Annotated in this window: 23 protein-coding genes and 1 pseudogene; 10 read left to right on the plus strand and 14 right to left on the minus strand. The window is 65.1% G+C overall.

What is annotated here, in order from left to right; translation table 11 throughout:
- Positions 1-162: 162 nt before the first annotated feature.
- The 3 genes from AB4Z51_RS00960 (at position 163) to AB4Z51_RS00970 (ending at position 1989) form a co-directional block, all read left to right on the plus strand.
- Positions 163-537, plus strand: a complete 375-nt coding sequence (locus AB4Z51_RS00960; protein ID WP_441496848.1) for a hypothetical protein — start codon at positions 163-165, stop codon at positions 535-537.
- 163 nt (positions 538-700) lie between these two features.
- Positions 701-1021: a hypothetical protein gene (locus tag AB4Z51_RS00965; RefSeq protein WP_441496849.1), complete on the plus strand. Its 321-nt coding sequence runs from the start codon at positions 701-703 to the stop codon at positions 1019-1021.
- 104 nt (positions 1022-1125) lie between these two features.
- Positions 1126-1989 (plus strand): hypothetical protein, encoded by an 864-nt coding sequence (locus AB4Z51_RS00970; protein ID WP_441496850.1) that lies wholly within the window; start codon positions 1126-1128, stop codon positions 1987-1989.
- Between the two features lie 30 nt (positions 1990-2019).
- On the opposite strand, the gene AB4Z51_RS00975 is transcribed toward AB4Z51_RS00970, so the two are convergent.
- Positions 2020-2808: a bestrophin-like domain gene (locus AB4Z51_RS00975; RefSeq protein WP_441496851.1), complete on the minus strand. Its 789-nt coding sequence runs from the start codon at positions 2806-2808 to the stop codon at positions 2020-2022.
- Positions 2809-2835: 27 nt separating this feature from the next.
- Positions 2836-2997: pseudogene (locus AB4Z51_RS00980) on the minus strand (JAB domain-containing protein); the annotation flags it as partial.
- An 838-nt stretch (positions 2998-3835) separates the two neighbouring features.
- Here AB4Z51_RS00980 and AB4Z51_RS00985 point away from each other — a divergent pair.
- Positions 3836-4081: a hypothetical protein gene (locus AB4Z51_RS00985; protein WP_441496852.1), complete on the plus strand. Its 246-nt coding sequence runs from the start codon at positions 3836-3838 to the stop codon at positions 4079-4081.
- 446 nt (positions 4082-4527) lie between these two features.
- Here the strand turns inward: AB4Z51_RS00985 and AB4Z51_RS00990 are convergent, their stop codons facing one another.
- From AB4Z51_RS00990 to AB4Z51_RS01000, 3 genes are all read right to left on the minus strand, one after another.
- The gene (locus AB4Z51_RS00990; RefSeq protein WP_441496853.1) at positions 4528-7452 is read right to left on the minus strand and encodes an autotransporter family protein; all 2925 of its coding nucleotides are present in this window, start codon (positions 7450-7452) and stop codon (positions 4528-4530) included.
- Between the two features lie 278 nt (positions 7453-7730).
- On the minus strand, positions 7731-8444 hold the full coding sequence (radC, locus tag AB4Z51_RS00995; RefSeq protein WP_441496854.1) for a RadC family protein: 714 nt from the start codon (positions 8442-8444) through the stop codon (positions 7731-7733).
- Between the two features lie 99 nt (positions 8445-8543).
- Positions 8544-8930 carry a VOC family protein gene (locus AB4Z51_RS01000; protein ID WP_441496855.1) on the minus strand — a complete coding sequence of 129 codons (387 nt, stop codon included), beginning with the start codon at positions 8928-8930 and terminating at the stop codon, positions 8544-8546.
- A 417-nt stretch (positions 8931-9347) separates the two neighbouring features.
- Here AB4Z51_RS01000 and AB4Z51_RS01005 point away from each other — a divergent pair, with 417 nt between their 5' ends.
- Entirely contained in the window at positions 9348-9788 is a 441-nt protein-coding gene (locus tag AB4Z51_RS01005) for an antibiotic biosynthesis monooxygenase family protein (RefSeq protein WP_441496856.1), read from the plus strand.
- Between the two features lie 50 nt (positions 9789-9838).
- On the opposite strand, the gene AB4Z51_RS01010 is transcribed toward AB4Z51_RS01005, so the two are convergent.
- Positions 9839-10777 (minus strand): DMT family transporter, encoded by a 939-nt coding sequence (locus AB4Z51_RS01010; protein WP_441496857.1) that lies wholly within the window; start codon positions 10775-10777, stop codon positions 9839-9841.
- A gap of 133 nt (positions 10778-10910) precedes the next feature.
- On the opposite strand from AB4Z51_RS01010, the gene AB4Z51_RS01015 reads away from it, so the two are divergent.
- From AB4Z51_RS01015 to AB4Z51_RS01025, 3 genes are all read left to right on the plus strand, one after another.
- The gene (locus AB4Z51_RS01015; RefSeq protein ID WP_441496858.1) at positions 10911-11507 is read left to right on the plus strand and encodes a bifunctional transcriptional activator/DNA repair enzyme AdaA; all 597 of its coding nucleotides are present in this window, start codon (positions 10911-10913) and stop codon (positions 11505-11507) included.
- Between the two features lie 103 nt (positions 11508-11610).
- Positions 11611-12177, plus strand: coding sequence for a TetR/AcrR family transcriptional regulator (locus AB4Z51_RS01020; RefSeq protein ID WP_441496859.1), 567 nt, complete (start codon positions 11611-11613; stop codon positions 12175-12177).
- Between the two features lie 48 nt (positions 12178-12225).
- Positions 12226-12948, plus strand: a complete 723-nt coding sequence (locus tag AB4Z51_RS01025) for a 3-oxoacyl-ACP reductase family protein (RefSeq protein WP_441496860.1) — start codon at positions 12226-12228, stop codon at positions 12946-12948.
- Between the two features lie 73 nt (positions 12949-13021).
- Here AB4Z51_RS01025 and map read toward each other — a convergent pair whose 3' ends face one another.
- Positions 13022-13840, minus strand: a complete 819-nt coding sequence (gene map / locus AB4Z51_RS01030; RefSeq protein ID WP_063980716.1) for a type I methionyl aminopeptidase — start codon at positions 13838-13840, stop codon at positions 13022-13024.
- Between the two features lie 107 nt (positions 13841-13947).
- Positions 13948-15264 carry a mechanosensitive ion channel family protein gene (locus AB4Z51_RS01035; RefSeq protein WP_071916939.1) on the minus strand — a complete coding sequence of 439 codons (1317 nt, stop codon included), beginning with the start codon at positions 15262-15264 and terminating at the stop codon, positions 13948-13950.
- Positions 15265-15474: 210 nt separating this feature from the next.
- On the opposite strand from AB4Z51_RS01035, the gene AB4Z51_RS01040 reads away from it, so the two are divergent.
- Positions 15475-17268 (plus strand): potassium/proton antiporter, encoded by a 1794-nt coding sequence (locus AB4Z51_RS01040; protein WP_063980718.1) that lies wholly within the window; start codon positions 15475-15477, stop codon positions 17266-17268.
- Between the two features lie 146 nt (positions 17269-17414).
- On the opposite strand, the gene modC is transcribed toward AB4Z51_RS01040, so the two are convergent.
- From modC to mepA, 5 genes are all read right to left on the minus strand, one after another.
- Complete coding sequence (gene modC / locus AB4Z51_RS01045) at positions 17415-18077, minus strand: molybdenum ABC transporter ATP-binding protein (RefSeq protein ID WP_038934484.1); 663 nt, start codon at positions 18075-18077, stop codon at positions 17415-17417.
- Positions 18078-18079: 2 nt separating this feature from the next.
- A complete protein-coding gene (gene modB / locus AB4Z51_RS01050; RefSeq protein ID WP_166075717.1) occupies positions 18080-18775 on the minus strand; it encodes a molybdate ABC transporter permease subunit in 696 nt (231 codons plus the stop codon).
- 13 nt (positions 18776-18788) lie between these two features.
- The gene (modA, locus tag AB4Z51_RS01055) at positions 18789-19574 is read right to left on the minus strand and encodes a molybdate ABC transporter substrate-binding protein (protein ID WP_071916937.1); all 786 of its coding nucleotides are present in this window, start codon (positions 19572-19574) and stop codon (positions 18789-18791) included.
- A 193-nt stretch (positions 19575-19767) separates the two neighbouring features.
- Positions 19768-20271 (minus strand): hypothetical protein, encoded by a 504-nt coding sequence (locus AB4Z51_RS01060; RefSeq protein ID WP_441496861.1) that lies wholly within the window; start codon positions 20269-20271, stop codon positions 19768-19770.
- Positions 20272-20611: 340 nt separating this feature from the next.
- Positions 20612-21556: a penicillin-insensitive murein endopeptidase gene (gene mepA / locus AB4Z51_RS01065; protein WP_441496862.1), complete on the minus strand. Its 945-nt coding sequence runs from the start codon at positions 21554-21556 to the stop codon at positions 20612-20614.
- Positions 21557-22024: 468 nt separating this feature from the next.
- Between mepA and AB4Z51_RS01070 the strand changes: the two genes are divergently transcribed.
- Complete coding sequence (locus AB4Z51_RS01070; protein WP_441496863.1) at positions 22025-24190, plus strand: putative bifunctional diguanylate cyclase/phosphodiesterase; 2166 nt, start codon at positions 22025-22027, stop codon at positions 24188-24190.
- A gap of 200 nt (positions 24191-24390) precedes the next feature.
- On the opposite strand, the gene AB4Z51_RS01075 is transcribed toward AB4Z51_RS01070, so the two are convergent.
- Positions 24391-25545, minus strand: a complete 1155-nt coding sequence (locus AB4Z51_RS01075; protein ID WP_441496864.1) for an acyl-CoA dehydrogenase family protein — start codon at positions 25543-25545, stop codon at positions 24391-24393.
- Positions 25546-25556: the final 11 nt, after the last annotated feature.

The following is a 25556-nucleotide window of genomic DNA, read 5'->3' on the forward strand; positions in this document are numbered from 1 at the left end:
CAGGTTGCCGGCCCGGCGCATGTGAAATGGCTTACAGCCTGGGCGGGAAAATGTGCCGCAGGATCGGACCCGCGCCTTCGCCGGCAGCGCGCCCCGGCAGTGGGGGAACCGGCATGGTCGTTCGTCCGTTAGCATTTTAGACGATGCGGTAGGGAGCCCTGCATGGCCAAGCGCGTCCTCGCGATCGGCATCGAACCCGGCAGTGCGGATTACAGCGCATTTCCGCAGCTCACGCCGGAGCTCGTGCGCCATCATATCGAAGCGCAATTGCTGCGCCTGCGTGATCTCGGTTACGAGGTCACGAGCTGCCTGATCGATCTCGACGCGACCGCGGAAGCCGGCGTCACGGCCGCGATGCGCGACGAGCGCTTCGACTGCATCGTGATCGGCGCGGGCCTGCGCGAACCGAAGGAGCGCCTGCTGCTGTTCGAGAAGGTGCTCAACCTCGTCCATCAACTGGCGCCTGACGCCGCGATCTGCTTCAACTCCACGCCGGCCGATACCGCCGAGGCCGTGCAGCGCTGGATCTATCCCTGACGTCCGATTGGCCGGCCTGTGCATCGCTCGCGGCATGGTTTGAGCCGTCTTCGCGCTGCGCCTCCGGCGCCATCGCGCAGCGTCGTGAGCCGCGCCGCCGGCTATTTGTCTGGTCCGAATCCGCTTCCGTCGCTATGACTGGCTCATCACAGGGAGAGCGAGCATGCTTCGAGGTCTTCGCATTGGAAGTTTTGGAATCGCGGCATGTCTGACGGTCGCGATGGTGATGCCGGCGCATGAGGCTGCGGCCCAGGATGCCATCGGCGGCGCGATCATCGGCGGTGTCGGCGGGGCGATCCTCGGCGGCGCGATCGGCGGCGGACGCGGCGCTGCAATCGGCGCGGTCGTCGGTGCCGGCACGGGCGCTGCGATCGCCTCCGAGGGCGAGCGTCGCCGCTCCGGCTACTACGCCTATCAGCGCGGCTGCTACATGCAGCGTCCCGACGGCTATTACGTCCGGGTCAGCCAACGCTATTGCTATTGATCGATCAGCCGCCGGCGTCGCAGGATCGATGGCGGCCGGCAGTAGATTGGACGCGGAGGGGTGAGTATCGGCCGGCGAGCCGCTCTCCCGAGCCGGTGGTTCGCATGAGCATCCGATCTCGCATATGCCGGTGGCTGATCGCCGCGGTCGTGGCCAGCGATCTGGTCGGGGCCGGGACTGCCCGGGCGCAACAGATTCCAGCCGACGAACCGGCGTTTACGGCTTTCGTGGCCGAGCGCATCCGCGCCGAGATGCGTGACACCCCGGTCGTGATCAAGGGACCGCTGACGCTGTCGGTCGGCCCTCTGCAAACCAACCTCGACCGCATCTACGCCTTCTGCAAGGCCAACACCGGCGGCTGCGCCAGGGAGATCGGCGCCTATGTCAGCGGCGTCAAGGCAACGGCGAGCAGCCGGAACGATCCGCCGACCCGAGCAGCCCTTCGCGTGGTCGTACGCTCGGCTGACTACATGCGGCAGGCGCTTCGGGAGGTCGATGCGCGCGGCCCGGCGCTGACGCGGCCCCTGGCGGAGGGGCTGGTGATCGTCCCGGTGCTGGACTCGCCGCGGGCGGTCAGGGTGTTCAACGACAAGGATCGTGCCGCGCTCGGCTTGACGCAGGACCAGGTCTTCGACATCGCCATCGCCAATCTGCGCAGCAGCGTGAAGCCGCTCACGACGGTCGCAAAAGCGGTCCCGTCAGGACAATTCGGCACGCTGACGGGGGACTATTATCAGACCAGCCGGCTCGCGCTGGTCGACAGCTGGGCGCCGCTCGCGCAGGCCCAGGGCGGTGTCCTGATCGTCGCGGCGCCGTCGGCCGATCTCGTGCTCTATGCAAGCGAAGACAGCAGTGCCGCGATCGACGCGCTGCGGACGCTGGCCAGGAACATGATGGCGCGCGCGCCGAAGCCGCTGTCCGGCACGCTGCTGCGCTGGACGCCGAAGGGGTGGCAGTTCGTCCGGTGAGATGCTCTCTCGCGGGGCAAGCCGCTCTGCTCAACTCTTGCCGGGGTCTGCCGGCATGATCTGGAGCAGCGGCTCCGGTTGGATCGAGATCTGRCCGGCGAACGGCCGGTCGTGCGCAGCGATGAGCAGCACGGAGGTGGCGACGCCGGTGGCGAACAGGCCCATCGCGATCGCCGATCCCAGCCGGTTGTCGCAATGAACAAGGCCGATCACCAATAGGGCGCAGGCCGCCTGGAGATACAGGCACCACCATTTGACCGGGTTCACCGCGGCGAGGCTGACGATGATCCGCTGCCGCCGCGCGTCCAGCGCCTGCTCCAGCGCGGCGATGAGCTCGCGCTGCACATTCGCCTGCCCCGGGCCTTGCGGCGTCATCGCGACGACGAACTGCAGGGCTTCGGCAAGTGCCGGCGGCGTGACCTTCAGCGACACTTCCTGATGCGCCATCATCGGCCATTCCACCGCGACGGCCTGGCCGACATAGTCGTGCACTAGGCCGCGGAGCTTCGTCTCCTGCTCCGCCGGCAAGCCGGCGGCCAGCAGCACGGCGCTGCGTAGCGCACTGGCCTCGCGGCTCACCGCGGCGCTGGCGCGGTCGCTGTCGCCCCAGACCTGCGCGGCGATGAAGGCGACGAACAGGCCGAAGATGATGCCGAGCACCGGCAGCATGCCCGGCGAGATCGCCTTCAGCGACTTCGCGCGCTTCTCCGTCGCAGCCCTCGCGATGCCTGCGAAGATGGCCGCCGCGAGCAGGTACGTGAATCCAAAGATCACCAGCGCCATCACGGGCACCGGCAGATTGTGCAGCCAGTCGCTCATTGTGTCCTTGTCATCTGATTTGAGGCTCTAGATCAACCGCATCCCGCGCAGGCTGGCATGCCCGCTTCTGCCGACGATGATGTGGTCGTGCACCGCGATGCCGAGCGGCTTTGCGATGTCGATGATGGCTTTCGTCATCTGGATGTCGGCCTGCGAGGGTGAGGGATCGCCCGAGGGGTGGTTGTGGATGAATCTATCGCTTCACGTAATGCGTTGAACACACAATAGATTTTTTAGGTGGGGTAGTAGCAGGGGACGTAGACAGGGGACTGTAAGCAGTGATCGTTCGTGATGATCACGTTAACACGTGGAAGCGCCTTTATAAGCCATTTCACTCACTAGGGACCATCAGCGGACTTCAGCTCTCACCTCAGTGGCGGACATTCTGCTTCGGCGTCGTGAGGTCCGAGACGGGCCAGAAGCGGAAGTCGCCGTAAACAGATCAGCGCAAGTGATGCTTCAGTCCGACGCGCACGATGCAGCCCGGAATTGTCGTCATTTGAGCTGCGCGCAACAATTAGCACGGCGCGGCTGCGGCTTTATCCGGTGGCAATATAGCCGCGTGCGCCTCGTCGAGATGCAGAAACAGCTATTTCTGATCCAGACCAACAGCGCTGAAATCCCGGAAGCGGATGGCAACGTCAGCAGTTCTGACGGAGCTAGTGATCGGGTTAGTGGCTTAGGCGACTGGCAGAACGAAGACCGCCGCCCGAGGCCAAGCTGAACGGTCTCAGAGAGCCGCTCCAAAGAGAGCCCCGACCTTACCAGCCGGGGCTCCAGGCCAGATCCGCGCGGCCGGGAGAGCAAGCCGCGCAATTTCGGAGTATGCCTGAGTCCATGCTGCCTCCTGTGATGGAAGTGCGGCGGTCCACAGGAAAGGCTGCTCAAAGCAATCCGCTCGCCACGAACCTGCAACGAGTGGCCGCCACCGCGTAACAAGTGAGGTGAACTCCAGAACGCCACTGCCGCGCCACCAAATCGCCTAACGACTCAACGACGCATGTTGCATCGGGCCGGGGCGATGCGCATGGGTGGTGTAGTGATGCGCAATTGGTACAATGTTTATGTGACTGCGTCCGTGAGCGGGCTGATGGTCACGATGCTTTTGCTTGGCGCGATCCTCGCTCGAAATGTCGGACTGGCGGAGAAGAAAGGCGACCGGGTCATCGCTGTGTCAGCGCACAGCGAGGCCCGCACCCAGACGACTTCTGAGAACGGTGGCGGAGCCACGGTAGATTTTGGTGTCGCGGACCTTAGAGGGTCGCTGCCGTAAGGAAGTGATCATCGGCCCGCCCTGCCGAGCTCGCTGAGAGACCTTCCGGCTGGCCAGTCATCTTGCCTAAAGCGCGATGAGATTGGGATGAATCGTCATCGCGCTTTAGGTTGTTGTTTGAGCATGATCTCCGCGCAAACGCGCTCCGCGTTTGTCGCGAGGGAAAACCGCTGCGCACTTTTCCGGATCATGCTTTAGCCGAGGCGATCGGCGCGTTGTAGGCTGCCATTCCGGGTCATTCGTGACCAAGCGAAGACGGCCGCATGGAAGCGGCCTGCCTTGTGCGCTGGCCACTTCCGGTCTTCCTCGGTTCGCGGACATTCTCAAGGTCGGTCGGCATGTCTCAAACAGGGCCGCATCCGGACATGCACATAGTGTATACGGCAGGCCGCGGAATGCGGGCCTCGCTGCGCGTAGAGATCGCAAGCAGCTTGATGGAACCATATTCACCAGCTGTAGCGTATGCCCGCGGTGCCTTTGGCGCCTTGCGGGCCCGCGTTGACCGTGCTGCCGACGTCGAATTGATAACCGAATTGAGCATAGACGCTATAGCTCTTGTCGAGCTTGCCGGTGAAGCCGACGAAGGTTTCGACCGTCTGCATCTTCTGCAGCAGCAGCACTTGATCGATGCCAAAAGTGGTGTCCGCTCCCGCGCCCCAGCTGCGCCAGTAATTGATGCCTGCATAAGGCTGCCAGAGCATCCCGTTGCTGCTCGTGGTATTCCACTGCCCGCGCAGGCCGAGCCGTCCGATCGGACCCGACGTCGTGCCCAGCCCGACCGGGCCCAGACCGTCATTGGCTTCGTCGAACGAGACCCGTTGCCAGATGATCTGGGCCTGCGGCTCGAGCACGAAGCCTGGGCCAAGCGGCATCGGGATTGGATAGCCCGTCTCCAGCGAAGCAACGAAGCCGGCGCCCTTGAGCGGCAATTGCGTGAATTGCGTCGTCGCGTTGCCACGATAGAGCGTCCCCTGCAGGATCGCGTCGAGGTACCAGCCGGTCGGACCGTAGTGTGTCCAGTAGCCGCCGGCCGAGTAAGCCTGGATGTCGTTGGTCCCGGTGTGGGTGAGCATGTAGCCAGTGGCCGCCGGGTTTGTGACCAGCCCGGTCACGTCGGCCCGCGCCTGGATATAGGCGAAGTAAAGTCCAGCAGAGTCGCGGTGACCGGGGATGGTGCTGCCGCGCCAGAGATCGATTCCGCCTTGGAAGCCCGCCAGCCAGCCATCGGTGCGCGGGTCGGCGAAGGYCTGGTAGTGGCCGTTGATCTGCTGACCGAAAACGCGCGCCCAGTCTGACCGGCCCCAGCCATCAGGGTCGGTACCCGCATTCAACAATGTCATCGTGTCGCCGACTCGCTGGTTGAGCGTACCAAGCGTGGCGAGGCCGATTTGCCGGGCCATAGGTTGAACGGACCCGTAGGTTGCAAGTCCAGGCCCGATGATTGGGTAGGTGCCGGGCGGCAGCCCGTCCGGAGGCGGATCGGGCGGCAGGATCGGCGGCGGGATAATCGGCGGGTCCGGGGGTGTCGGCCCCGAATCGAAAGTCGAGCGCAGAAACCAATCCTGGGGCGCATTGCCGTTAATGCCGCCGCGAAACAGGAAGTAATCATAAGCGCCGCCGCGCACCTCGCCGGCGAGTGAGAAAGCGCCGGGCGCCGTGGTGGCGTTGTTGACGGTCTGCACCAAAAGGATGCCGTTCGCAACGGTCTGATCGCCGGGACCGGTCGTGTTCAATACTCTGAGCGCTGTCGAGCCCGTCGCTGCGCCGCCGTTAATGACCAACCTGTCGGATGGCGAAGTGTCGTTGCCGAGAAAAGTATTGAGCGTGATCGAGCCGCCTGCGCCCCCATAGTTATTCGCAATCAGCGTCTTGTAGCTCGACAGTTGTGTGGGGTCCGCGGTCGGCGGGGTGAAGATGATCTCACTGCTGTTGTTGGTCAGGTTGGTTGCGTTCGAATTGCCCGTCATCGTCCAGACGGTATTCTGCGCAAGGGTGACTGTGCTGATGCCGCCGGCCGCCGTCGTGATCACCCCTCGCAAGGTCGATGCCTGTGCGTTGAACGTCGTGCTGGCTCCAGACACCGTTTCGAGCAGGGTGTTGTTATTTGTTACTGCGACGGCATTACTAAGACTGATGTTGGCCGCGGCGCCCTGCACCGAGAAGGAGGCGGCGCTGGCCACGATGGTGGCGTTGCTGTACTGCAACGTGTTTCCGGTACCGTTGAACAGAAAGCCGAAGCCGCCATTTCCTGACGCGGTCGCGTCGGTTCCGGTCATAGTTACGTTGCCGCCGTTCTGCAGCAGCCCGCCCGCGCCGTTGACGACGGACACCGAGCCACCACTCGTCGTAACGGTGCCGCCAGTCGTCGCATTCACTCCAGCGTTTCCACCGCCTCCCGTCACGCTGACGACCACATCGTTTGCGGTAACCAGGCTGTTCGCCCCCGTCGCCCGAAGTCCTATCTCCCCGCCGCCAATGCCGGGAACGGTAACGGAGCCGCGCGTCAACGTCACCTGGCCCCCGGACGCGGCGTTCACACCGACATCACCACCGCCATTACCTACCGACAAGCTCAGATCGGTCGCCGTGATCGAACTGTTGGCCCCTGTTGCCGATAGGCCGGTATTCCCGCCGCCTCCGGCGAACGTGATGCTGCTGCCGCTCGCAAGCTGGATACTCCCCCCGTTCTGCGCCGTAGCCGCGGTCATGCCGCCCGAAGCACCCATGTTCACGGAAAGACCATTGGCGATGATTTGGCTTGTCGCACCGTCGGCGGTCATCAACTTGCCGAAGCCACCGCTGAGATTGATCGACGAGCCAGGTGTGAATTGAATCAGACCTCCCGCCGTGGCCTGCACTACCCCGCCCACCCCGACCGCGGCGCCGCCGTTCCAATTCACGGTCGTGCTATTTGCGATGATCGTGCCGGTGGTGGCGATCATGGCCGCGCCGCCGCCGCCAGAATTCGCCAGGGTGATCGCATTAATGATGATCGTGCCGCCGGTGTTCGCAATCAGGCCAGTGCTGGCGGCGGTTACATTTGCGTTTGCGGTGACCGTGGCGTTGGTGGTGGCCTGGATTCCTGTTCCACCACCATTGGCCGTCACCGTGCCATTGGTCGTCACGTTTGCGCCGTTCAACGCGCTGACCGCGATGTTGAAACCGGTGCTCACCGGACTATTGGCTACGCAGGTTCCGCCGTTCTGAAGGATGCCGCCGTTGACAGGATCAGTTGTACATTGAGCGCGGGCCGCTTGCGGTGCGGCGATGATAATCACGCAAGGCAGAACAACGGAAAGCACCCGTGCTCGCAGAGGGTGCCGACGCGGCGCCTGACCGGCAAGTAATCGCAAAGGCTTGCGCAGTTCCATTTTGTTGCGCCCGATCACACGCGATCGCGAAAGGCAACGAGCACCAGAATTGTTGTGCGAAGACGCCGCATCTGTGGCGATCGCGGCAGCAATCCATTATCCCGACCGCTGTCGCTTACGAGTCACGCATGGGACAACAATGCTGATCCAACGGATCCACGCCGTGCTCTCTGGACAACCTCGAGTTGCCGGCGGGATTGATGACTGCTCTGGGGCAATCGCGTCGTTTGGCGAGGTTCGCGGTAAGGTCCGCTTTAGCCCCCAAGAGGGGACGTCGTTTAGATCAGCTTCAGTCCCTTCAGACTGGCGTGACCTTGTTTGCCGACGATGATGTGGTCATGCACGGCAATTCCCAGCGGCTTGGCGATGTCGATGATCGCCTTCGTCATCTGGATATCGGCCTGCGACGGCGAGGGATCGCCTGAGGGGTGATTGTGCACCAGGATCAGCGCGGTCGCCGACAATTCCAGCGCGCGCTTGATCACCTCGCGCGGATAGACCGGGGTGTGGTCGACGGTGCCGGTCTGCTGCACCTCGTCGGCGATGAGCTGGTTGCGCTTGTCGAGGAAGAGCAGGCGGAATTGCTCCTTGTCGGCAAAGGCCATGCTGGAGCGGCAATAATCGATCACTTCGTTCCAGGACGACAGCGCGTTGCGGCTGTTGACCTCGCCCTTGGCGACGCGGTGCGTTGCCGCCGCGATCAGCTTGAGCTGGTGGATCGCGGCTTCGCCGATGCCGTCGACCTCGCGCAAGCGCGCCACCGGGGCGTGGACGACCTCGGCGAACGAGCCGAAAATCTTGATCAGCGTCTTGGCCAGCGGTTTGGTGTCGCGCCGCGGCAGCGCCGGAAACAGCGCCATCTCCAGCAACTCGTAATCGCTGAGCGCATCCGCGCCGGCGCTGTAGAAGCGCTCGCGCAGCCGTTCGCGATGGCCGTGATAGTGCGGCGCGTCCTCGGGCTTGCTCTTGTCGTGGTCGGTCTTGGCGGGCATCAGGCATAACCATGCCGTACGGCGCGTGTTTTGCAACCGGGAAGTGTCCGGCCCTGGCGGCTCGCTCATTGGCACGACGGCCGGTGCCTCGTCGTCCGCCTACGGCGAAAGCCCTCCCGGCGGGGTGCAGACCTCGACCAGGACATGGCCCGGCGCGGTGACATAGAAGTGCGGGACGCGCGCGCCGCCGCCACGGTCCATGAAGGCGATCCTGCTCGGGTTGAGGCCCGCGGCCTTTAGCTCGGCGTGCTTGGCTTCCACCTCGGCCGCCTCGTCGTAGTAGAAGCCGATATGGAAATTGGCGGGATAGTCGGCCGGCTCGCCCGTCCTGCCGCGCATCACGGTCAGGACGAAATCCTCCTTGTTGCGCAGGACGACGAGGGCTTCGCCACGCGAGGCATAGGGTGCAAAGCCGAAGAAGCGCTCGAAGAAGGCGGCAAGCGCGGTGACGTCCGAGGTCACGAGGTTGAGATGTTGCAGTCGCATAGGTGGGCTCCGTTCAGGTGAAGGAACGGACAGAACGAGATTCCACACTGAACGGCGGCCGAGATGACACGATGACATGACCCGCCGAGCAGCGTGACGATCGCGTCACTCTGTCCGGCCGTGGGTCCTACCGTGGAGACGGTGGCAGAATTCCTGGCAAGTCAGGAACAGGCCGGGCTTACCAATCCGGCCATGCCTTTTTCGGCGCGCTCCGGGTAGCAGAGTTCGCGCGCATCGGCAACGCCGGGAGCCGGTCAGGATGTTGCCGGCCCGGATTCCCGGCGCCGCCTACGCTCGGGGCGATTGAGCCGTCGAGAAAAAATTTCACACCAGCTGTCTTCGTTCTGCTGCCTCGTTCGTCTCAGCGCTGTTGGCCGGTCGAGTGGCCAGCCGATCTTCCGCAACAGGAGAATATCAATGTCCCGGACCAGACCTGAGCCGTCGCGTCGTGCCTTCGTTGCCACCGGCCTCGGAGCGGGCGTCTTGCTCGTCGCGCAAGCGGCGCCGTCCCACAGCCAGAACAGGAGTTCGAAAATGGAAGCGACCATTCGCACCGGCAGCGACGTCACGACCCTCGTCAACGTCTTCACGGTCGAGCCGGACAACCAGCAAAAGCTGGTTCAGTTGCTGAAGGAGGGCACCGAGGCCTTCTTCAGCAAGCAGCCCGGGTTCATCTCGTCCAGCGTCCACGCCAGCAAGGAGGGCCGGCGCGCGATCAACTACTCGCAATGGGCAAGCGCAGGGGACATCGAGAATTTTCGCCGGGATCCGCGATTTGCGCCGTACATCCGRAGCCTTGCGGCGCTGTCGAAGGCCGAGACGATCCTGTGCGAGGTCGTCGAGGTCAATCACGCCTGATCTGCAACGGCGACTCGGGGGCGGTCCAAGAGACCGCCCCGCAGGCACCGTCACTGTTCGAGACCACGGCGCTGCGCCGGCTGGGGCATCGTGATGGCGATGACCCCGGCGAGAATGAGCGTCATGCCTGTAAGGGCCGACCAGGTGAAGCGTTCGCCGAGCCATGCCGTGCCGAGCGCCACCGCAAAGCCCGCGCGCAGATAGCTGCCGCTGGTTGCGCCGAGTGGGCCGAGCGTGCGGATCAAGCGGAAATAGATCACCATCGCGAGCGCCGTGCAGACCACCGCGAGGCCGACGACGGCCGCGACCGCGTGCGAAGTCGGTGCCAGCGTCCAGGGTCGCTCGAGGACGAGTGCGGCAGGGACCATGAGGATCGCGGCACAGCTCATGGCGCCGGCCGCGGTGACGGTGGCGGGAAAGCCGGAGAACCGCTGCCCCCATATCGGTGCGAGCGCGTAGCAGAGGCTTGCGCCGAGCACGGCGGCCTGCGCCAGCGGGGCCGTCGTGCCCAAGGAGGACAGCGCATCGATTCCGATCGTGACCGCGACGCCCGCAAGACCAAGCGCGACGCCGATGATCTTCCGGCTGCTGATCGCCTGCCGCCCGCGTCCGGTCATCATCGCGATCGCGAGCACGAACATCGGCGGGGTCGCATTGAGCACGCCGGCGAGACCGCTTGCGATATGCATCTCGCCCCAACTGATCAGGGTAAACGGCAGCGCGCTCTGCAGCAGCCCCTGCACGAAGAAAGCCGCCCACACCGGTCCCCGGGCCGGAAGAGCGTGCCCCTGAGCGCGCGCGATCGCGATCAGGAGAATGGCCGCGATCGTCACGCGCGCGGCGACCATCGTGAACGGCGGGATCGTCGGGATTGCGACCTTGATCAGCGTGAACGAGCTGCCCCAGATCAGTGAGAGGAGGAGCAGGAGCCCGATCTCGAATGTGAGGGTGGTTTGTCCTGACGTCGTTTGTTGCGCCTGCGTGTGCATTGCGAATCTGCTCCGGGATGGACCGGGACCATGATCCGGCGTGGTGGCGCAGGCTGGCTGGATTCGGACCTCATCGCCCGATCGAGTCCGATTCCAGCTACTCGGCGGGCTGCGATGAAACTATTCTTCCGCCATGGCAACAGGCTCGGCACATCGGCAAACGCTGCCGCCGCATCTCGACTGGGACACCTGCGATCGGGCGCGGCTGGCGCGGGCACGCGCGTTCGACGGGCTGTTCTTCTCCGGCGTTCGCTCGACGCGCATCTATTGCCGGCCGGTCTGTCCGGTTCGCCCGGCGCGCTCGGAGAACGTCACCTTTTATGYGACCGCCGCTGCCGCCGAGCGCGCCGGATTTCGCCCATGCCTGCGCTGCCGGCCGGAAACCGCGCCGGGATCGCCGGCCTGGATGGGAACGGCCACCACCGTCGCGCGCGGGATGCGCCTGATCAATGACGGATTCCTAGATCGCGCGTCGATGATGGACCTTGCGGAAGTCCTGGGAGTCGGACCGCGCCATCTGCTCCGCCTGTTCATGCGCCACGCCGGTGCGAGCCCGAGCGAGATCGCCGCGACACGCCGTGTGCAGGAAGCCAAGCGTCTGATCGACCAGACCAGCATGACATTGGCGGAGATCGCCTTCGCCGCCGGCTTCGGCAGCGTTCGCAGATTCAACGATGCATTTGTCGCGACCTACAAGCGGCCGCCGTCGTCATTCCGGCGTCGCCACTAGGCCGCCGAGCCAGGCATCACCCGATCTGCTTCCCGCCATGTCGCGGGCAATGTCGCCGTATTTTATAATTGACTATTCGTTCCAGAATAACTATTGTCGTGTCATGGCAAGGACAAAGGAATTCGATCAGGACGAGGCGCTCGATGCCGCGATCGGTGCGTTTCGCGAGCACGGTTTCGAGGGAACCTCGACGCCGATGCTTGTTGACGCCATGGGGATCGGCCGCCAGAGCATCTACGATACGTTTGGCGACAAATGGCAACTCTATTGCGCCGCGGTGCGCCGCTACGCGGCCAGCGAGGTCGAAGCCCATCTTGCCGCGCTGCGGGCGCCGCCGCGCGCGATTGACGGCCTCAGGGCGATGATCGACCGCGTCGTTCGCGACGCGAACGAGGCTTGCCTGGGCATCGGCTCGATCAGCGAGTTCGGCCGCTCGCGGGATGACCTCACCAGCATCCATGCGGCGTCAGGCCGCGCGCTCCAGGGCGCCGTTTCGAAACGCTTGTGCGAAGCGCAGGCGGACGGCGACGTGGCGCGGGATCTCGACGCCGACGACGCAGCCGAGTTTCTGCTGGCGAATGTTGCCGGTATTCGAATCGCCGCGCGCGGTGGCGCCAGGCCGCGCCAATTACGGGCGCTCGGCGCCATCGCATTGCGCGCCCTCGGGTAATTTTTTTGGTCAAATCTGGAACGATCGTTCCAAATAAGGAGAGAGCAAATGAGCAGCAAAGTCGCGTTGGTGTTTGGTGGAGCGCGCGGCATTGGCGCCGCGATCGCGGTCCGTCTCGCACGGGACGGGTTCGATATCGCGCTAACCTACGTGTCGCGACCGGACAGTGCCGCCGAAATCGTGGCCGCGATCGAGAACGCTGGCCGCAAGGCCGTCGCGATCAAGGCCGATAGCGCCGATCCCGCCGCGATCCGCGCGGCCGTTGCCGAGACCGTGAGCCGGCTTGGGGTGCTTGATGCGGTCGTCGTCAACGCGGGCATTCTCCGCCTCGGTCCCGTCGAGCAGTTCAGCCTCGAAGACCTCGACCTCATTCTCGATGTGAATATCCGCGGCGTCTTTCTGGCCATCCAGGCGGCAGCCGGGCAGATGCGTGACGGCGGCCGCATCATCACGATCGGGAGCAACACGGCGATCCGGACAGGGACGCCGGGAGGCAGCGTCTATGCCATGACCAAGGCCGCCGTTGCCTCCTTGGTCCGCGGCGTTGCGCTCGACCTGGCGCCTCGCCGGATCACGGTCAACAACGTCCAGCCGGGCCCGACCGAGACCGACATGACGGCCACGATGGTGTCGCGGCTGAAAGAGATCGTTCCGTTGAAGCGCGTCGGTGAGCCCGGCGAGATCGCCGCGCTGGTGTCATATCTGGCGGGCCCGGAATCCGGCTATATGACCGGCGCCAGCCTCACCATCGATGGTGGCTACGTGCTGTAAGAGGTCCGCCTCTGACGACGGATCGTCGCCGGCGAACAGGATGGCAGGATCGCATCGCGGTCCTGCCGGGCCATCACCCGATCTGCGTCTCGCCGTGCCGCTTCGACAGCGTGAAGATCTCGACGCCCGTCGCGGTCACGCCGACGGAGTGCTCGAACTGCGCCGACAGCGAGCGGTCGCGCGTCACTGCGGTCCAGCCGTCGGAGAGGATCTTCACATGCGGCTTGCCGAGATTGATCATCGGCTCGATGGTGAAGAACATGCCGGGCTTGAGCTGAACGCCTTCGCCGGGCCGGCCGATATGGATGATGTTCGGCTCGTCGTGGAACATGCGCCCCAGGCCATGGCCGCAGAAATCGCGCACCACGCTCATGCCCTGCGGCTCGACGAAGCTCTGGATGGCGTGGCCGATGTCGCCGGTGGTGGCGCCCGGCTTGACCGCGGCGATGCCGCGCATCATCGCCTCATACGTCACCTCGATCAGCCGCTCGGCCTTGCGGGCGATCGGGCCGACCGCATACATCCGGCTGGAATCGCCGTACCAGCCGTCGACGATGAAGGTGACGTCGATGTTGACGATGTCGCCTTCCTTCAACGGACGGTCACCGGGCATGCCGTGGCAGACCACGTGGTTGAGCGAGGTGCAGGTCGAGTAGCGATAGCCGCGATACATCAGCGTCGCCGGATAGGCGCCGTGGCTGAAGGCGAAGTCGCGGACGAACTGGTCGATGCGCTCGGTCGGCACGCCGGGCCCGACGATATCGGTGAGCTCGTCGAGGCACTTCGCCACCAGCGCGCCCGCCTTGTGCATGCCGGCAAAGGCGCTCGGCCCGTGCAGCTTGATCTGTCCGGTCTTGCGCAGGGAGGTATCGGAGGCTTCGACGTAGCTCATGCGGGGCTGGTCTCGATGTCGGCGGAAGGGCTTGATTTCAGGGCCATAATCTAATGATCACGGGCCTTCATGCAAGTCAGGCGTGGCTCTTGCGCCCGAAACAGGGCCTAATTCGGGACTTCTACGGTGGTTTCCACCGGCAGGGCGCCGCCCCGGACGCGAATCTCGCGGACGGGATAGGGAACCCGGATGCCCTCGCGCTTGAAGGCCTCCCATAGCGCCAGCATCACATCGCTCTTGACGCCATCCATGCCGTCGGGGTCCGCGATCCAGAAGGTCAGCGAGAACTTCATCCCGGCTTCCGCGAACTCGGTCAGGATGCTGTTCGGCGGCTTGCCCTTCTGCGCGCGGGGATGGGCGGCCGCGGTCTCCGCGGCGAGCTTGCAAACCAGCCGCGGGTCGGCGTCGTAATTGGTGCCGAAGGCGATCTTCACCAGCGTGTTCTTGTCGGTATAGGTCCAGTTGACGACCTTCTGCGTCACCAGGTCCTCGTTCGGCACCAGGAATTCGCGGCCATCGCCGGCGGCGACGGAAATATAGCGCGTCTTCATCGCGCTGATGCGCCCGGTATTGTCGCCGATGGTGACAAGGTCGCCCGGCTTCACCGACTTGTCCGCAAGCAGGATGATGCCCGAGATGAAGTTGGCGACGATCTTCTGTAGGCCGATACCGATGCCGACGCCGACCGCGCCGGAGAACACCGCGAGCGCCGAGAGATCGATACCGACCGCGCCGAGCGCGATGACGATTGCGATGGCCAGCAGCCCGATCCGGATGATCTTGACCAGCAGCACCTGCACCGACGGGGTCAGATCGGTGGTCGAGTTGATCCGGCTCTCGGCGAAATTGCTGGCGATGTTGGTGGCCCAGAGCGCGATGAGCAGGAGCGCGCCGGCCTTGATCACCAGCAGCGGCGTCAGCCGCAGGCCGCCGAGCACGATCGCAAAGGAATCAAGCAGGTCGACCGTCGTGTCGAGCTGTCCGATGATGGACAGCGCCGCGACGAACCACGCCGAGATCGACACCAGCTTGACGATGAAGGCGTTGCGCAGCACCGAGGTCACGAGCCGGATCGCAAGCCAGGCCAGTCCCAGCTTGGCGGCGACCATCAGGAGATAGCTGCGGCTCGGCCAGGTCGCGTGATACATCACCACGCGGGAGAGGATCACCATCAGGGTGAACACCGCCGTCGAGGCGCTCGAGACCATCACCCGGGCGAAGTGCCGGAGCGGCAGCGGCCAGTGTATCGCCAACGATGTCATGTCGATGCGGTTGCGAACCCCGGCTTCCGCGGCATAGGCGATGCCGGCCGCGGCCAGGATCAGGCCGAATTGCAGGTAGAACCAGGGCGAGGAGATTTCCGCCCCGACGCTGCGCGCGGTGGTCTGCACGAACTCCATGAAGTCTTTGAGGTCCATGTCCATCGGTCTCGTCGGCAAGCAGGCGGGAGGATTTGATTCGAGGACGGCGCAGAATTCCACAAAGGGCGCCGCCGGGCCATCGATACACCGCTAAGTGAAGCGCGTTAAGGCCGCAAAATACGGGCAGATTGCCGCGAGCGGGAGAAAATGGGTTGGCGTGGGAGTCTGCCGACGATAAGGATGCAATCCCAGCGATTTTTACCCGGAAGGTGGATGGCTTCCCTCGACTCTGTCAGCCTCGCCATATTGCTCGGCGCCGTCCTCGTCATGGCCGGTATCCTGTCGAGCCTGCTTGCTCTGCGCTTCGGCGCGCCCTTGCTGCTCGTCTTCCTTGCCATCGGCATGCTCGCGGGGGATTCCGGCCCCGGGCAGCTTCAGTTCGACGACGTCCGCACCACCTATCTGGTCGGCTCGGTGGCACTCGCCCTGATCCTGTTCGACGGCGGTCTGAAGACGCGCTTTGCCAGCATCCGCACCGTGCTCGCGCCCTCCGTCGTGCTCGCGACCGTCGGGGTGCTTCTGACCGCGCTGATCACGGCGCCGTTCGCCAAATACGCGCTCGACCTCAACTGGACGGAATCGCTGCTGGTCGGTGCCGTCGTGGCCTCGACCGACGCGGCTGCGGTGTTCCTGCTGGTGCACACCCAGGGCCTGCGCCTGCGTCCGCGCGTCGGCGCGACGCTGGAGGCCGAATCCGGCACCAACGATCCCTTCGCGATCTTCCTCACCCTGATGCTGGTCGAATACATCTCGCTGGGATCGAGCTCGGCGGGCCATGTGGCGATGGAGTTCATCCAGGAGGCGGTGCTGGGCGCCGTCGTCGGCTTCCTCGGGGGTCGTCTCGTCGTCGTCGCGCTCAACCGGGTTGCGCTGCCGCAGGGATTGCATGCGCCGTTTGTCACGACCGCGGCGCTCGTGATCTTCGGCGGCTCGCAGATCATGCACGCCTCCGGATTCCTCGCGGTCTATCTCGCCGGCATCATCATCGGCAACCGCCCGACCCGCGCGCATAATTCGGTTGTGGCGTTCCTGGATGCCGCGACCTGGCTGGCGCAGATCGTGATGTTCGTGCTGCTGGGCCTGCTGGTTTCGCCGAGCCGGCTCGGCACGAGCGTGCTGCCGGCGGTCGGGGTTGCGTTCGTCCTGATGCTGGTCGCGCGGCCGATCGCGGTGTTCGTGTGCCTGGCGCCGTTCCGCTTCAACTGGCGCGAAAAGATCTTCATCGCCTGGACCGGCCTGCGCGGCGCGGTCGCGATCTTCCTGGCGTCGATCCCGATGCTGGTCGGCCTGTCGAAGGCCTATCTCTATTTCGACGTCGCCTTCGTCGTCGTCATCATCTCGCTACTGCTGCAAGGCTGGACGCTGGCGCCGGCAGCGCGCAAGCTGCACGTGGCGCTGCCGCGCGCCGAGCGTGGTCCACGCCGCGTCGAGCTGGATCTGCCCGGCCAGCTCGAGCAGCAACTCGTCGGCTATCCGGTGCGGCCCAAGAGCCTGTATTTCCGCCGCGGTCTGATCCCATCCTGGTCCAAGCCGACGCTCGTCATCCGCAATGAGAACATTTTGACCCCGACAGAAGCCGATCCGATCGCGCCCGGCGACTACATCTATCTGCTGGCCCCGCCGGAAAAGGCCGAGTCGCTCGACCGCTTCTTCGTCGACATGCAGCCGAGCTCGGCGCCGGATCCGCATTTGCTCGGCGACTTCATGGTCTCCGGCGAGCACACGCTGGCCGAGCTTGCCGAAATCTACGGCGTGAAGGTCGGCGAGGATGACGGCAAGCTGACCCTCGCCGACTATTTCGACGTCCATCTCGACCGCGCGCCGAAGGAGGGCGCCGAGCTGCCGCTGGACGAGATCGTGCTGGTTGCACGCAGCATCTCCGGCGGCCGCGTCAACGTCGTCGGCCTGCGTCTGCCGGAGGACGAGGAAACGCCCGCGCCGCTGACGCGCCGGCAGGCGCTGCGGCGCAAGCTCGCGGATTTGTGGACGTCGGTGGCGGGGGTTTAGCGCCGCGCTCTCCGTTTTCAGTTTGGCGGGACGGAGCGGCCGCAAGCTCGTCATTGCGAGCGCAGCGAAGCAATCCAGTCTGCCTCCGCGAAAAGACTCTGGATTGCTTCGCTACGCTCGCAATGACGGGGAGGGGCCTCAACCCCTCACGTCAGCACCTTCACCCCGCCGAACGATGTCACCCGCCCCTGCTTCAGCATCACGATCTGCGTCGCGAGCTGGCGCAGCTCGGCGACGTCGTGGCTGACATAGACCATGGGGACATTGGCCTCATCGCGCAACCGCACCAGGTAAGGCAGAATCTCGAGCTTGCGGCCCTCGTCGAGCGCGCCGAGCGGTTCGTCGAGCAGCAGCAGGCGCGGCCTCGACAGCAGCGCGCGCCCGAGCGCGACGCGCTGGCGTTCGCCGCCGGAGAGCTTTCCTGGACGGCGATCAAGGAGCGCGCCGATGTCGAGCAGCTCGATGATGCGCTTGTGCTGGGCAGGATCGGGCGTGAGGCCGTTCATCCGCCGGCCGTAGTCGAGATTTTGCGCGACGTTGAGATGCGGAAACAGCCGCGCGTCCTGGAATACGTAGCCGATGCGGCGGCGCCAGGTCGGGACATGGATGCCGGCGGCGGTATCGTCGACGGTCTCGCCGTCGATCACGATGGTGCCGCGGTCGGGCCGCAGCAGGCCTGCGATCATGTTGACCAGCGAGCTCTTGCCGGCGCCCGACGCGCCGAACAGGCCGATGACACGGCCTTCGCTGGTGAAGGTTGCGGAGAGCGAGAATTCGCCGAGCTGTTTTTCGATGTCGACGCGCAGCATGGTCAGTTCCCGTGCAGGCGTTTTGTGGCGCGGCGGGCGAACCATTCGGCGGCGATCAGCGCGCCGAGCGCGAGCACGATCGAGATGATCACCAGTCGTCCCGCGGCCGCGTCGCCATCGGGCGTCTGGATCAGCGAGTAGATTGCCGAGGAAATCGTCTGGGTTTCGCCGGGAATGTTGGAGACGAAGGTGATGGTCGCGCCGAACTCGCCRATCGCTTTGGCAAAGCCCAGCACCATGCCGGCGAGCACGCCGGGCAGCGCCAGGGGTAGCGTCACCGTGAAGAACACTTTCCAGGGCGCCGCTCCCAGCGTCTCGGCAGCCTGCTCGAGCCGGCGGTCGATCGCCTCGATCGACAGCCGCATCGGGCGCACCAGCAGCGGAAACGACATCAGGCCGCAGGCGAGCGCCGCCCCGGTCCAGCGAAACGCGAAGACGATACCGAGATAGTCGGCCAGAAATCCGCCGACGAGTCCCTTGCGACCAAAGGTGAGGAGCAGGAGATAGCCCGTAACGACAGGCGGCAGCACCAGCGGCAGATGCACGAGCGCATCGAGCACCGATTTGCCCCAGAAGTCATGGCGGGCAAGCAGCCATGCCAGCGCAATGCCGAATGGCGTTGCGACCAGCGTCGCGATGACGGCGACCCTGAGCGAGAGCAGGATCGCCGTCCATTCGGCGGGAGAGATCTCGAGCATCAAGTCGTAGATATCAAGTCGTCGGGCTGATCAGGAACTTGAAGCCGTATTTTTCCAGAATGGTCTTGGCTGCGGTCGAGCGCAGGAAGGCGAGATAGTCGTTGGTCTCGGCCTTCGCGGTGGTGGTCGCGGCGACGGGATAGATGATCGCCGGATGCGAGTCCGCCGGGAAGGTGCCGACGACCTTCACGCCGGGCTCGACCTTGGCATCGGTCGAATAGACGATGCCGAGATTGGCCTCACCACGTGCCACCAGCGTCAGCGCGGCGCGCACGCTCTCGGCCATGGCGAATTTCGGCTCCGCAGCCTGCCAGGCGCCCAGCTTCTCCAGCGCCGCCTTGGCGTATTTGCCGACCGGCACCGACTTGACATCGCCGGTCGCGATCTTGCCGTCGCCCGCGAGCTTGGCGAGGTCGAAACCCTGCGCGATCGTGACGTTGTCGATCTTGGAGTCCTTCGGCGCGATCAGGACGATGCTGTTGCCGAGCAGGTTGACGCGGGTCGGCTCGTTGATGGTCTTCTTCGAGATGGCGTAGTCCATCCAGTCGGTGTCGGCGGAGACGAACACGTCGGCCGGCGCGCCCTGCTCGATCTGCTTGGCGAGCACCGAGCTTGCGGCATAGCTGACGCTGAACTTGACGCCGGTCTTGGCGGTGTAGGCGGCGTCGATCTCGTCGAGCGCGTTCTTCATCGAAGCGGCGGCGAACACGGTGATGGTCTTGTCCTCGGCGGCGGCAGGCGAAAGGCTCGCGCTCGCGAGGAGGACGAAAGCGGTGAAAAGTCCGGCAATACGAATCATGGAGTGCGCTCCGTGCGAGTTCGCGCGCGCGAATGCCCGCGTAAATCTGGCGTTGGGTGGGTTGGCGTGCGACGGGCGGAAGCGCTGTTCCACGTGTCCCCGCAACGGCTTACGGCCGGCGGGGATATCGCAGGTGCGAAGATAGCAGGCTAAGCCTTCAGGTCAAAGGCGGCCGTTTGTCCAACCAAGCGACTTATTGTGCCGGCAGGATCGCGATCGACAGCGAATTGTCCTTGGCGCCGCTGATCTGGAGCACGAAAGGCTGCGCCGACAGCTCGTATTTCATGGTCTTGCGGATGCCGTCGCAATCGGTCGCGCCGCTGAAGGCCACGGGCTTGAGGAAATGCCCGTCCTGGACCACGTCCACCCAGGCCCCGCTGGACAGGCTGACGGTGTAGAGCCCGGCCTTCGGCGCCTTGATGCTGGTGAAGCCCGCGAAGGTGCCGTCCTTCGGCGCCCTTTCCGGCGGTGTCGGCAGCTTCGCGTCCGCGGGGGCAACCAGCCCCAGCGTGATGGCCGACGACGGCAGCGCCGCCTGTTCGCTTCCCGTGGCGAGCCTGGCACGGTCCGGCGCGGTGAGCGCGGCGCGCTCACGCTCGATCGGCCATTTGAACTTGTCGCAGCCGCTGGGCTCTTCGGCAGCCAGAGCGGTGGTCGCACCGAGCGAAAGCGCAGCGAGGAAGGTGAGGACGCGCATGTCAAATCTCATCGTTGGCCACGCGAAGATGCGGGGCTTGCGGTCATTGCTGAAAGGCGGGATGCGCGTCCCGACAGGGCCGCTCGGCTTACGGCAGAGCGGCAAGGCGATCCTAGCGCATTTCAGAGGATGGGAGCCAGTAATGACTCTGTCATGCCGGACAAGCGCAGCGAAGCGGAGCGAAGATCCGGGATCCATAGCCCCAGGGAGGAATTTGACGAAGACTCGGAGTTACCGCTTCGCTCAACCACCGCTCCCTGTGGTTATGGATCCCGGGGCTCGCTTCGCGCGCCCCGGGACGACAGCGGTGGGTGAGGCGGCAGCTTGCCCAGCCAGCCGCCTATTGCTTCGCATCCGCCGCGTGCAGCACCGCTTTGCAGGCCGCCGGCATCTGCGCCAGCGTCATCGGCGGCTTTGGCTTCGGCGGCTCCGGCGGAGGCTTCGGGTGCAGCACGGCGTCGCTGAACCAATAGGCGAGGTCGGACGGCTTGCAGCCTTCGTCCTCGGATTGCGACGACTGGCCTTCGCATTCGCTCGAGCCCGCCGGGCAGCGCATGCGGATGTGGAAGTGATAGTCGTGGCCCCACCACGGCCGGATCTTCGACAGCCATGAGCGGTCGCCCTTGGCCTCGCGGCACAGCGCCTTCTTGATCGCGGGATTGACGAAGATGCGCTGCACTGCCGGCTCCTGCGCTGCGTCGCGCAGCACCAGCACATGAGCAGGCGTGAACACCTTGGGGTCGATGTCGAGCCGGTCCTGGCGCACCATCATCACCGCCGACATGTCCTCGCGCTCCTCGCGTGACAAACGACGGTCCGGCATCGGCGTCAGCCAGATGTCGGCATCCAGGCCAATTTGATGGCTGGCATGGCCTGACAGTGCCGGCCCGCCGCGCGGCTGGGCGATGTCGCCGACCAGAATGCCCGGCCATCCCGCGTCCTTATGCGCCCTGGCCGCGAGCCGCTTGATCAGCGCGATTATGTCGGGATGACCGTAATTGCGGTTACGCGACAGCCGCATCACCTGCCAATTGTCGCCGTTGAGCGGCATCTGCATGGCGCCGCCGATACAGCCCTTGGTGTAGGAGCCGATGACATGAGCCGTTCCCTTCGACGGCAGCAGCTTTCGCGCGAACAGCTCCTTGGCGCCGATGCTGGGATCGTTTGGGTTGGCGAGCGGCGGTAGCGGTTTTGGGTTAACGCTGCCCTTGTCCTGGGCCAGCGCGGCGCCGGCGGTCAGGAACGTCATGACAAGCAGGAGAGGAGCGAGGCGGCGGGGACTCATGCTGTCATCCTTATAACGCAACGCGGCGTCAGGGTTAAGAAACAGTCCTTCGGCCGAAATATTGTCCGAAAGTCGCAGTTCCCTACGCGCGGCCGGCCGATTCTTAACGACGCGATAACCCTCTCGTGCATTGACCAAAATTCGTGCGTGGGAGGCGTGCTCCCAGCCCTCTGTATGCATTCGCGCGCGATCTCGGAAATGATTCAAGGCAGCGCGCAATTTTGCGCCATCGCGTTCTCCGATGACGACGATGTGATGGGCTTGGCGCGCCCGGCGGCGCTGCCGCGCCGCGCAAAGCGGCAATGAGGGCTGCTTTTCTGCGGCCACCAGACTGTGCGACCGACCGACAAGCCACCCAAGATTACTTTTTTTTCAGACACTTGCCCCAAAACTTGCGGCCACTGGGCGCGACTGGGACGTATCAAGTTGAGTTTGGGGTTTCGAAAAACAACAAAGCGAAAGGGAGGCGTGCTCGCCCGGGCTCGCCGACAGCCGCGCAAGCCGCGCTTCGCGCGCGCGCCTCAATCCGTTTCCGAACGCGACGAACTCCTGCGCCGCCGCGCCGAGGCGGAGGCCGCGATTGCCGAGGCCCGCAAATCCCATGAGCGCCTGCGCCAGGCCATCGACATCCTGCCGCAAGGCATCGTGTTTCTCGATGCCGAAGGCCGTTACGTGCTCTGGAACAGGAAATACGCCGAGATCTACAGCAAGACCGCCGATCTGTTCGAGGAAGGCGCGCGCCTCGAGGATACGCTGCGCATCGGCGTCGCGCGCGGCGACTATCCCGAGGCTGCCGGCCACGAGGACGAATGGATCGCCGAGCGGCTGCAAAAGCTCTATCAGCCCGGCGCGCGCCACGAGCAGATGCTCGCGGACGGCCGCGTCATCCTGATCGACGAGCGGCTGACCGACGACGGCGGCGTGGTCGGCCTGCGCGTCGACATCACCGAGCTGAAGCAGCGCGAGGCCTCATTCCGCCTGCTGTTCGACGGCAATCCCGTCCCGATGATCGTCTGTGCGCTCGACGACGAGCGCATCCTCGGCGTCAACGATGCCGCGATTTCCCATTACGGCTATAGCCGTGCCGAGTTCGAGAAGCTGAAGATCCGCTCGTTGCAGGCTTTCGACAGCGAGCCGCCCTGGACCACCGATCGCTCCAGCGAGGAGCAGGCCGCACGCACCTGGAAGCACGTCAAGGCCAACGGCGCGCTGATCGACCTTGCGATCTATTCGCGCGAACTGACCTATGCCGATCGGCCCGCGGTGCTGCTCGCGCTGATGGACATCACCGAACGCAAGCGCGCCGAGGCGCGGCTCGCCTTCATGGCCCAGCATGACGGGCTGACCGGCTTGCCGAACCGCAACCTGCTGCGCCAGCAGGTGGACGAGATGCTGCTGCATATGCGGCGCAGCTCCGACAAGGTCGCGCTGCTGATGCTGGGGCTGGACAATTTCAAGGCGGTGAACGACACGCTGGGACACGCGGTCGGCGACAAGCTGCTGCGCGGCGTCGCCAAGCGGCTGCGCTCGACCTTGCGCGAGGAGGACGCGCTGGCGCGGCTGAACTCCGACGAGTTCGCGATCGTGCAGAGCGGGCTGACGCGTCCCGAGGATGCGGTGATGCTGGCCAAGCGCCTGCTGGAAGCCATCGCCGATCCCTATCTGCTCGACGGCCATTCCGTGGTGATCGGCGCCTCCATCGGCATCGCGATGGCGCCCGGCGACGGCGATGATTCCGAAAAACTGCTCAAGAGCGCCGACATGGCACTGTCGCGCGCCAAGGCCGATGCCCGCGGCACGTTTGCGTTCTTCGAGGCCGCGCTCGACGCCAAGGCGCAGAGCCGCCGCAAGATCGAGGTCGAGCTGCGCGACGCGATCCAGAACGACGTGCTGCGCCCTTATTACCAGCCGCTGATCGACCTCCAGAGCGGCCGCATCACCGGCTTCGAGGCGCTGGTGCGCTGGCCGCATGCCGAGCGCGGCGTGGTCTCGCCGGCCGAGTTCATTCCGGTCGCCGAGGAAACAGGATTGATCAATCCGCTCGGCGGCCTGATGCTGCGCCGCGCGTGCCTGGATGCCGCGACCTGGCCCGACGATGTCCGCGTCGCCGTCAACCTGTCGCCGCTCCAGTTCCGCAGCGGCAATCTGCTCTCGGTGGTGACGGACGCGCTGAAACATTCCGGCCTGCCGGCGCGGCGGCTGGAGCTCGAGATCACCGAGACGTTGCTGCTCGAAAAGAGCGCGCAGGTGCTGGCGACGCTGCATGCGCTGCGCGCGCTTGGCGTCCGCATCTCCATGGATGATTTCGGCACCGGCTATTCCAGCCTCAGCTATTTGCGCAGCTTCCCCTTCGACAAGATCAAGATCGACCAGTCCTTCGTGCGCGATCTCGGCGCCAACCGCGAGGCCCAGGCGATCATCCGCTCCATCGTTAGCCTCGGCAAAGGCCTTGGCGTCACCATCACCGCCGAGGGCGTCGAGACCGAAGCCGAGCTGAGCTGCCTCCGCGCTGAGGGCTGCGACGAGGGCCAGGGCTTTCTGTTCAGCAAGGCCCGGCCGAATGCCGAGATCATCAGCCTGCTCGCCGCCCAGCGCGGCATCGATGGTGGCGAGAAGGCTGCGATGGTGGCGTAAGGCGCGCTGCCCCTTACCTCGCCCCGCTTGCGGGGAGAGGTCGGATCGCTCTTGCGATCCGGGTGAGGGAGTACAGGTCCCTCGACGATCTCAGGTGTGTAGAAGAGAGGCCCCTCACCCCAACCCTCTCAGCGCGAGCGAAGCTCGTCGCGGCCCCGTAAGAACGGGGCGAGGGAGCGCAGCGTCATTGCGGCTGTAGTTCAGCGTCCCTCCGCCAAAATCGCCTTCCCTACATCCTCATAATGCGTATCCCGTGCCTGGATCTGCTGCGCGATCGCGTGCATGTCGCGAAAGCGCCGCTCGAAGGGATTGCTGCGGAACACCGCGGTCGCGCCGGCCATGTGATAGGCGGCGTCGACTACCTTGGCCGATTGATGGATGGTCCAGGTCGCGGCGAGGCGAACGGCGCTACGATGCGCCGGGCTGAATTGGCCGGTCGCGCAGAGGTCGTGCCACATCGCATTCGCCGTCGCATAGAGATAGGTGCGCGCGGCGCGTAAGTCGCCCTCGGTGCGGCCAATCAGGCCCTGGACCGCCTGGTTGTCGCGCATGGCGCTCGCTGCCAGCGACTGGTGCTTTGCCCGCGACAAAGCGATGGCCGCATCCAGCGTCGCGCGCGCGACGCCCAGCGAGACCGCGGCAAAGCCGAGGCTGAAGGTCGATCCGGTGCCGATCCTGTAGAGCGGACCCGTCTCACGCAGCGCGGACGGCACGTCACGGAACGCCGTGAAACGCTCGGGGATGAAGAGGTCGCTCACTTCATAGGAATCCGTGCCGGTGCCGGCGAGCCCGATCGCCTGCCAGACGTCGTGCAGCACCGCGCTCGCAACCGGAAACAGGATGGTGCGAACCTCTGGCGAGCCGTCAGCATTTTTGCGCGGCGTCCCGTCGGCTCCGACGATGCGGACATGCGCCCCCAGCCAGCTCGCCTGCCGCGAGCCCGAGGCAAAATCCCAGCGCGCTGTGACGCGATAGCCGCCCTCGACGCTGCGCGCCTCATGCGCGATCGCGCCCCAGGCAAGGATGCCGGGCGGCGTTTTGAAGATCTCGTGCGCGGTGCCGGGATCGAGCGAAGCCGCGATCATAGCGCAGACGCTGCATTGGCCGAGACACCAGGCCGTCGAGGCATCCGCCTTCGCGATCTCTTCCTGCATCTGCATGAAGATCTCGATGGGGGCCTCGGCGCCGCCGAGACTTTGCGGCAGCAGCGCGCGATAAAGCCCGTTCTCGATCAAAGCCGAGACGACGGCCGGCGTCAGCCGACGGGAGCGCTCGATCTCGTCCGCTTCGTGCGCAATCAGTGGCGCGATTGCCCGGGCACGTTCAACGAGATCGAAGCCTTGCGGCCTGTTCATGCGTCACCTCG

The sequence above is a fragment of the Bradyrhizobium sp. 2TAF36 genome, from assembly GCF_052114925.1.
Lineage (GTDB): Bacteria > Pseudomonadota > Alphaproteobacteria > Rhizobiales > Xanthobacteraceae > Bradyrhizobium > Bradyrhizobium barranii.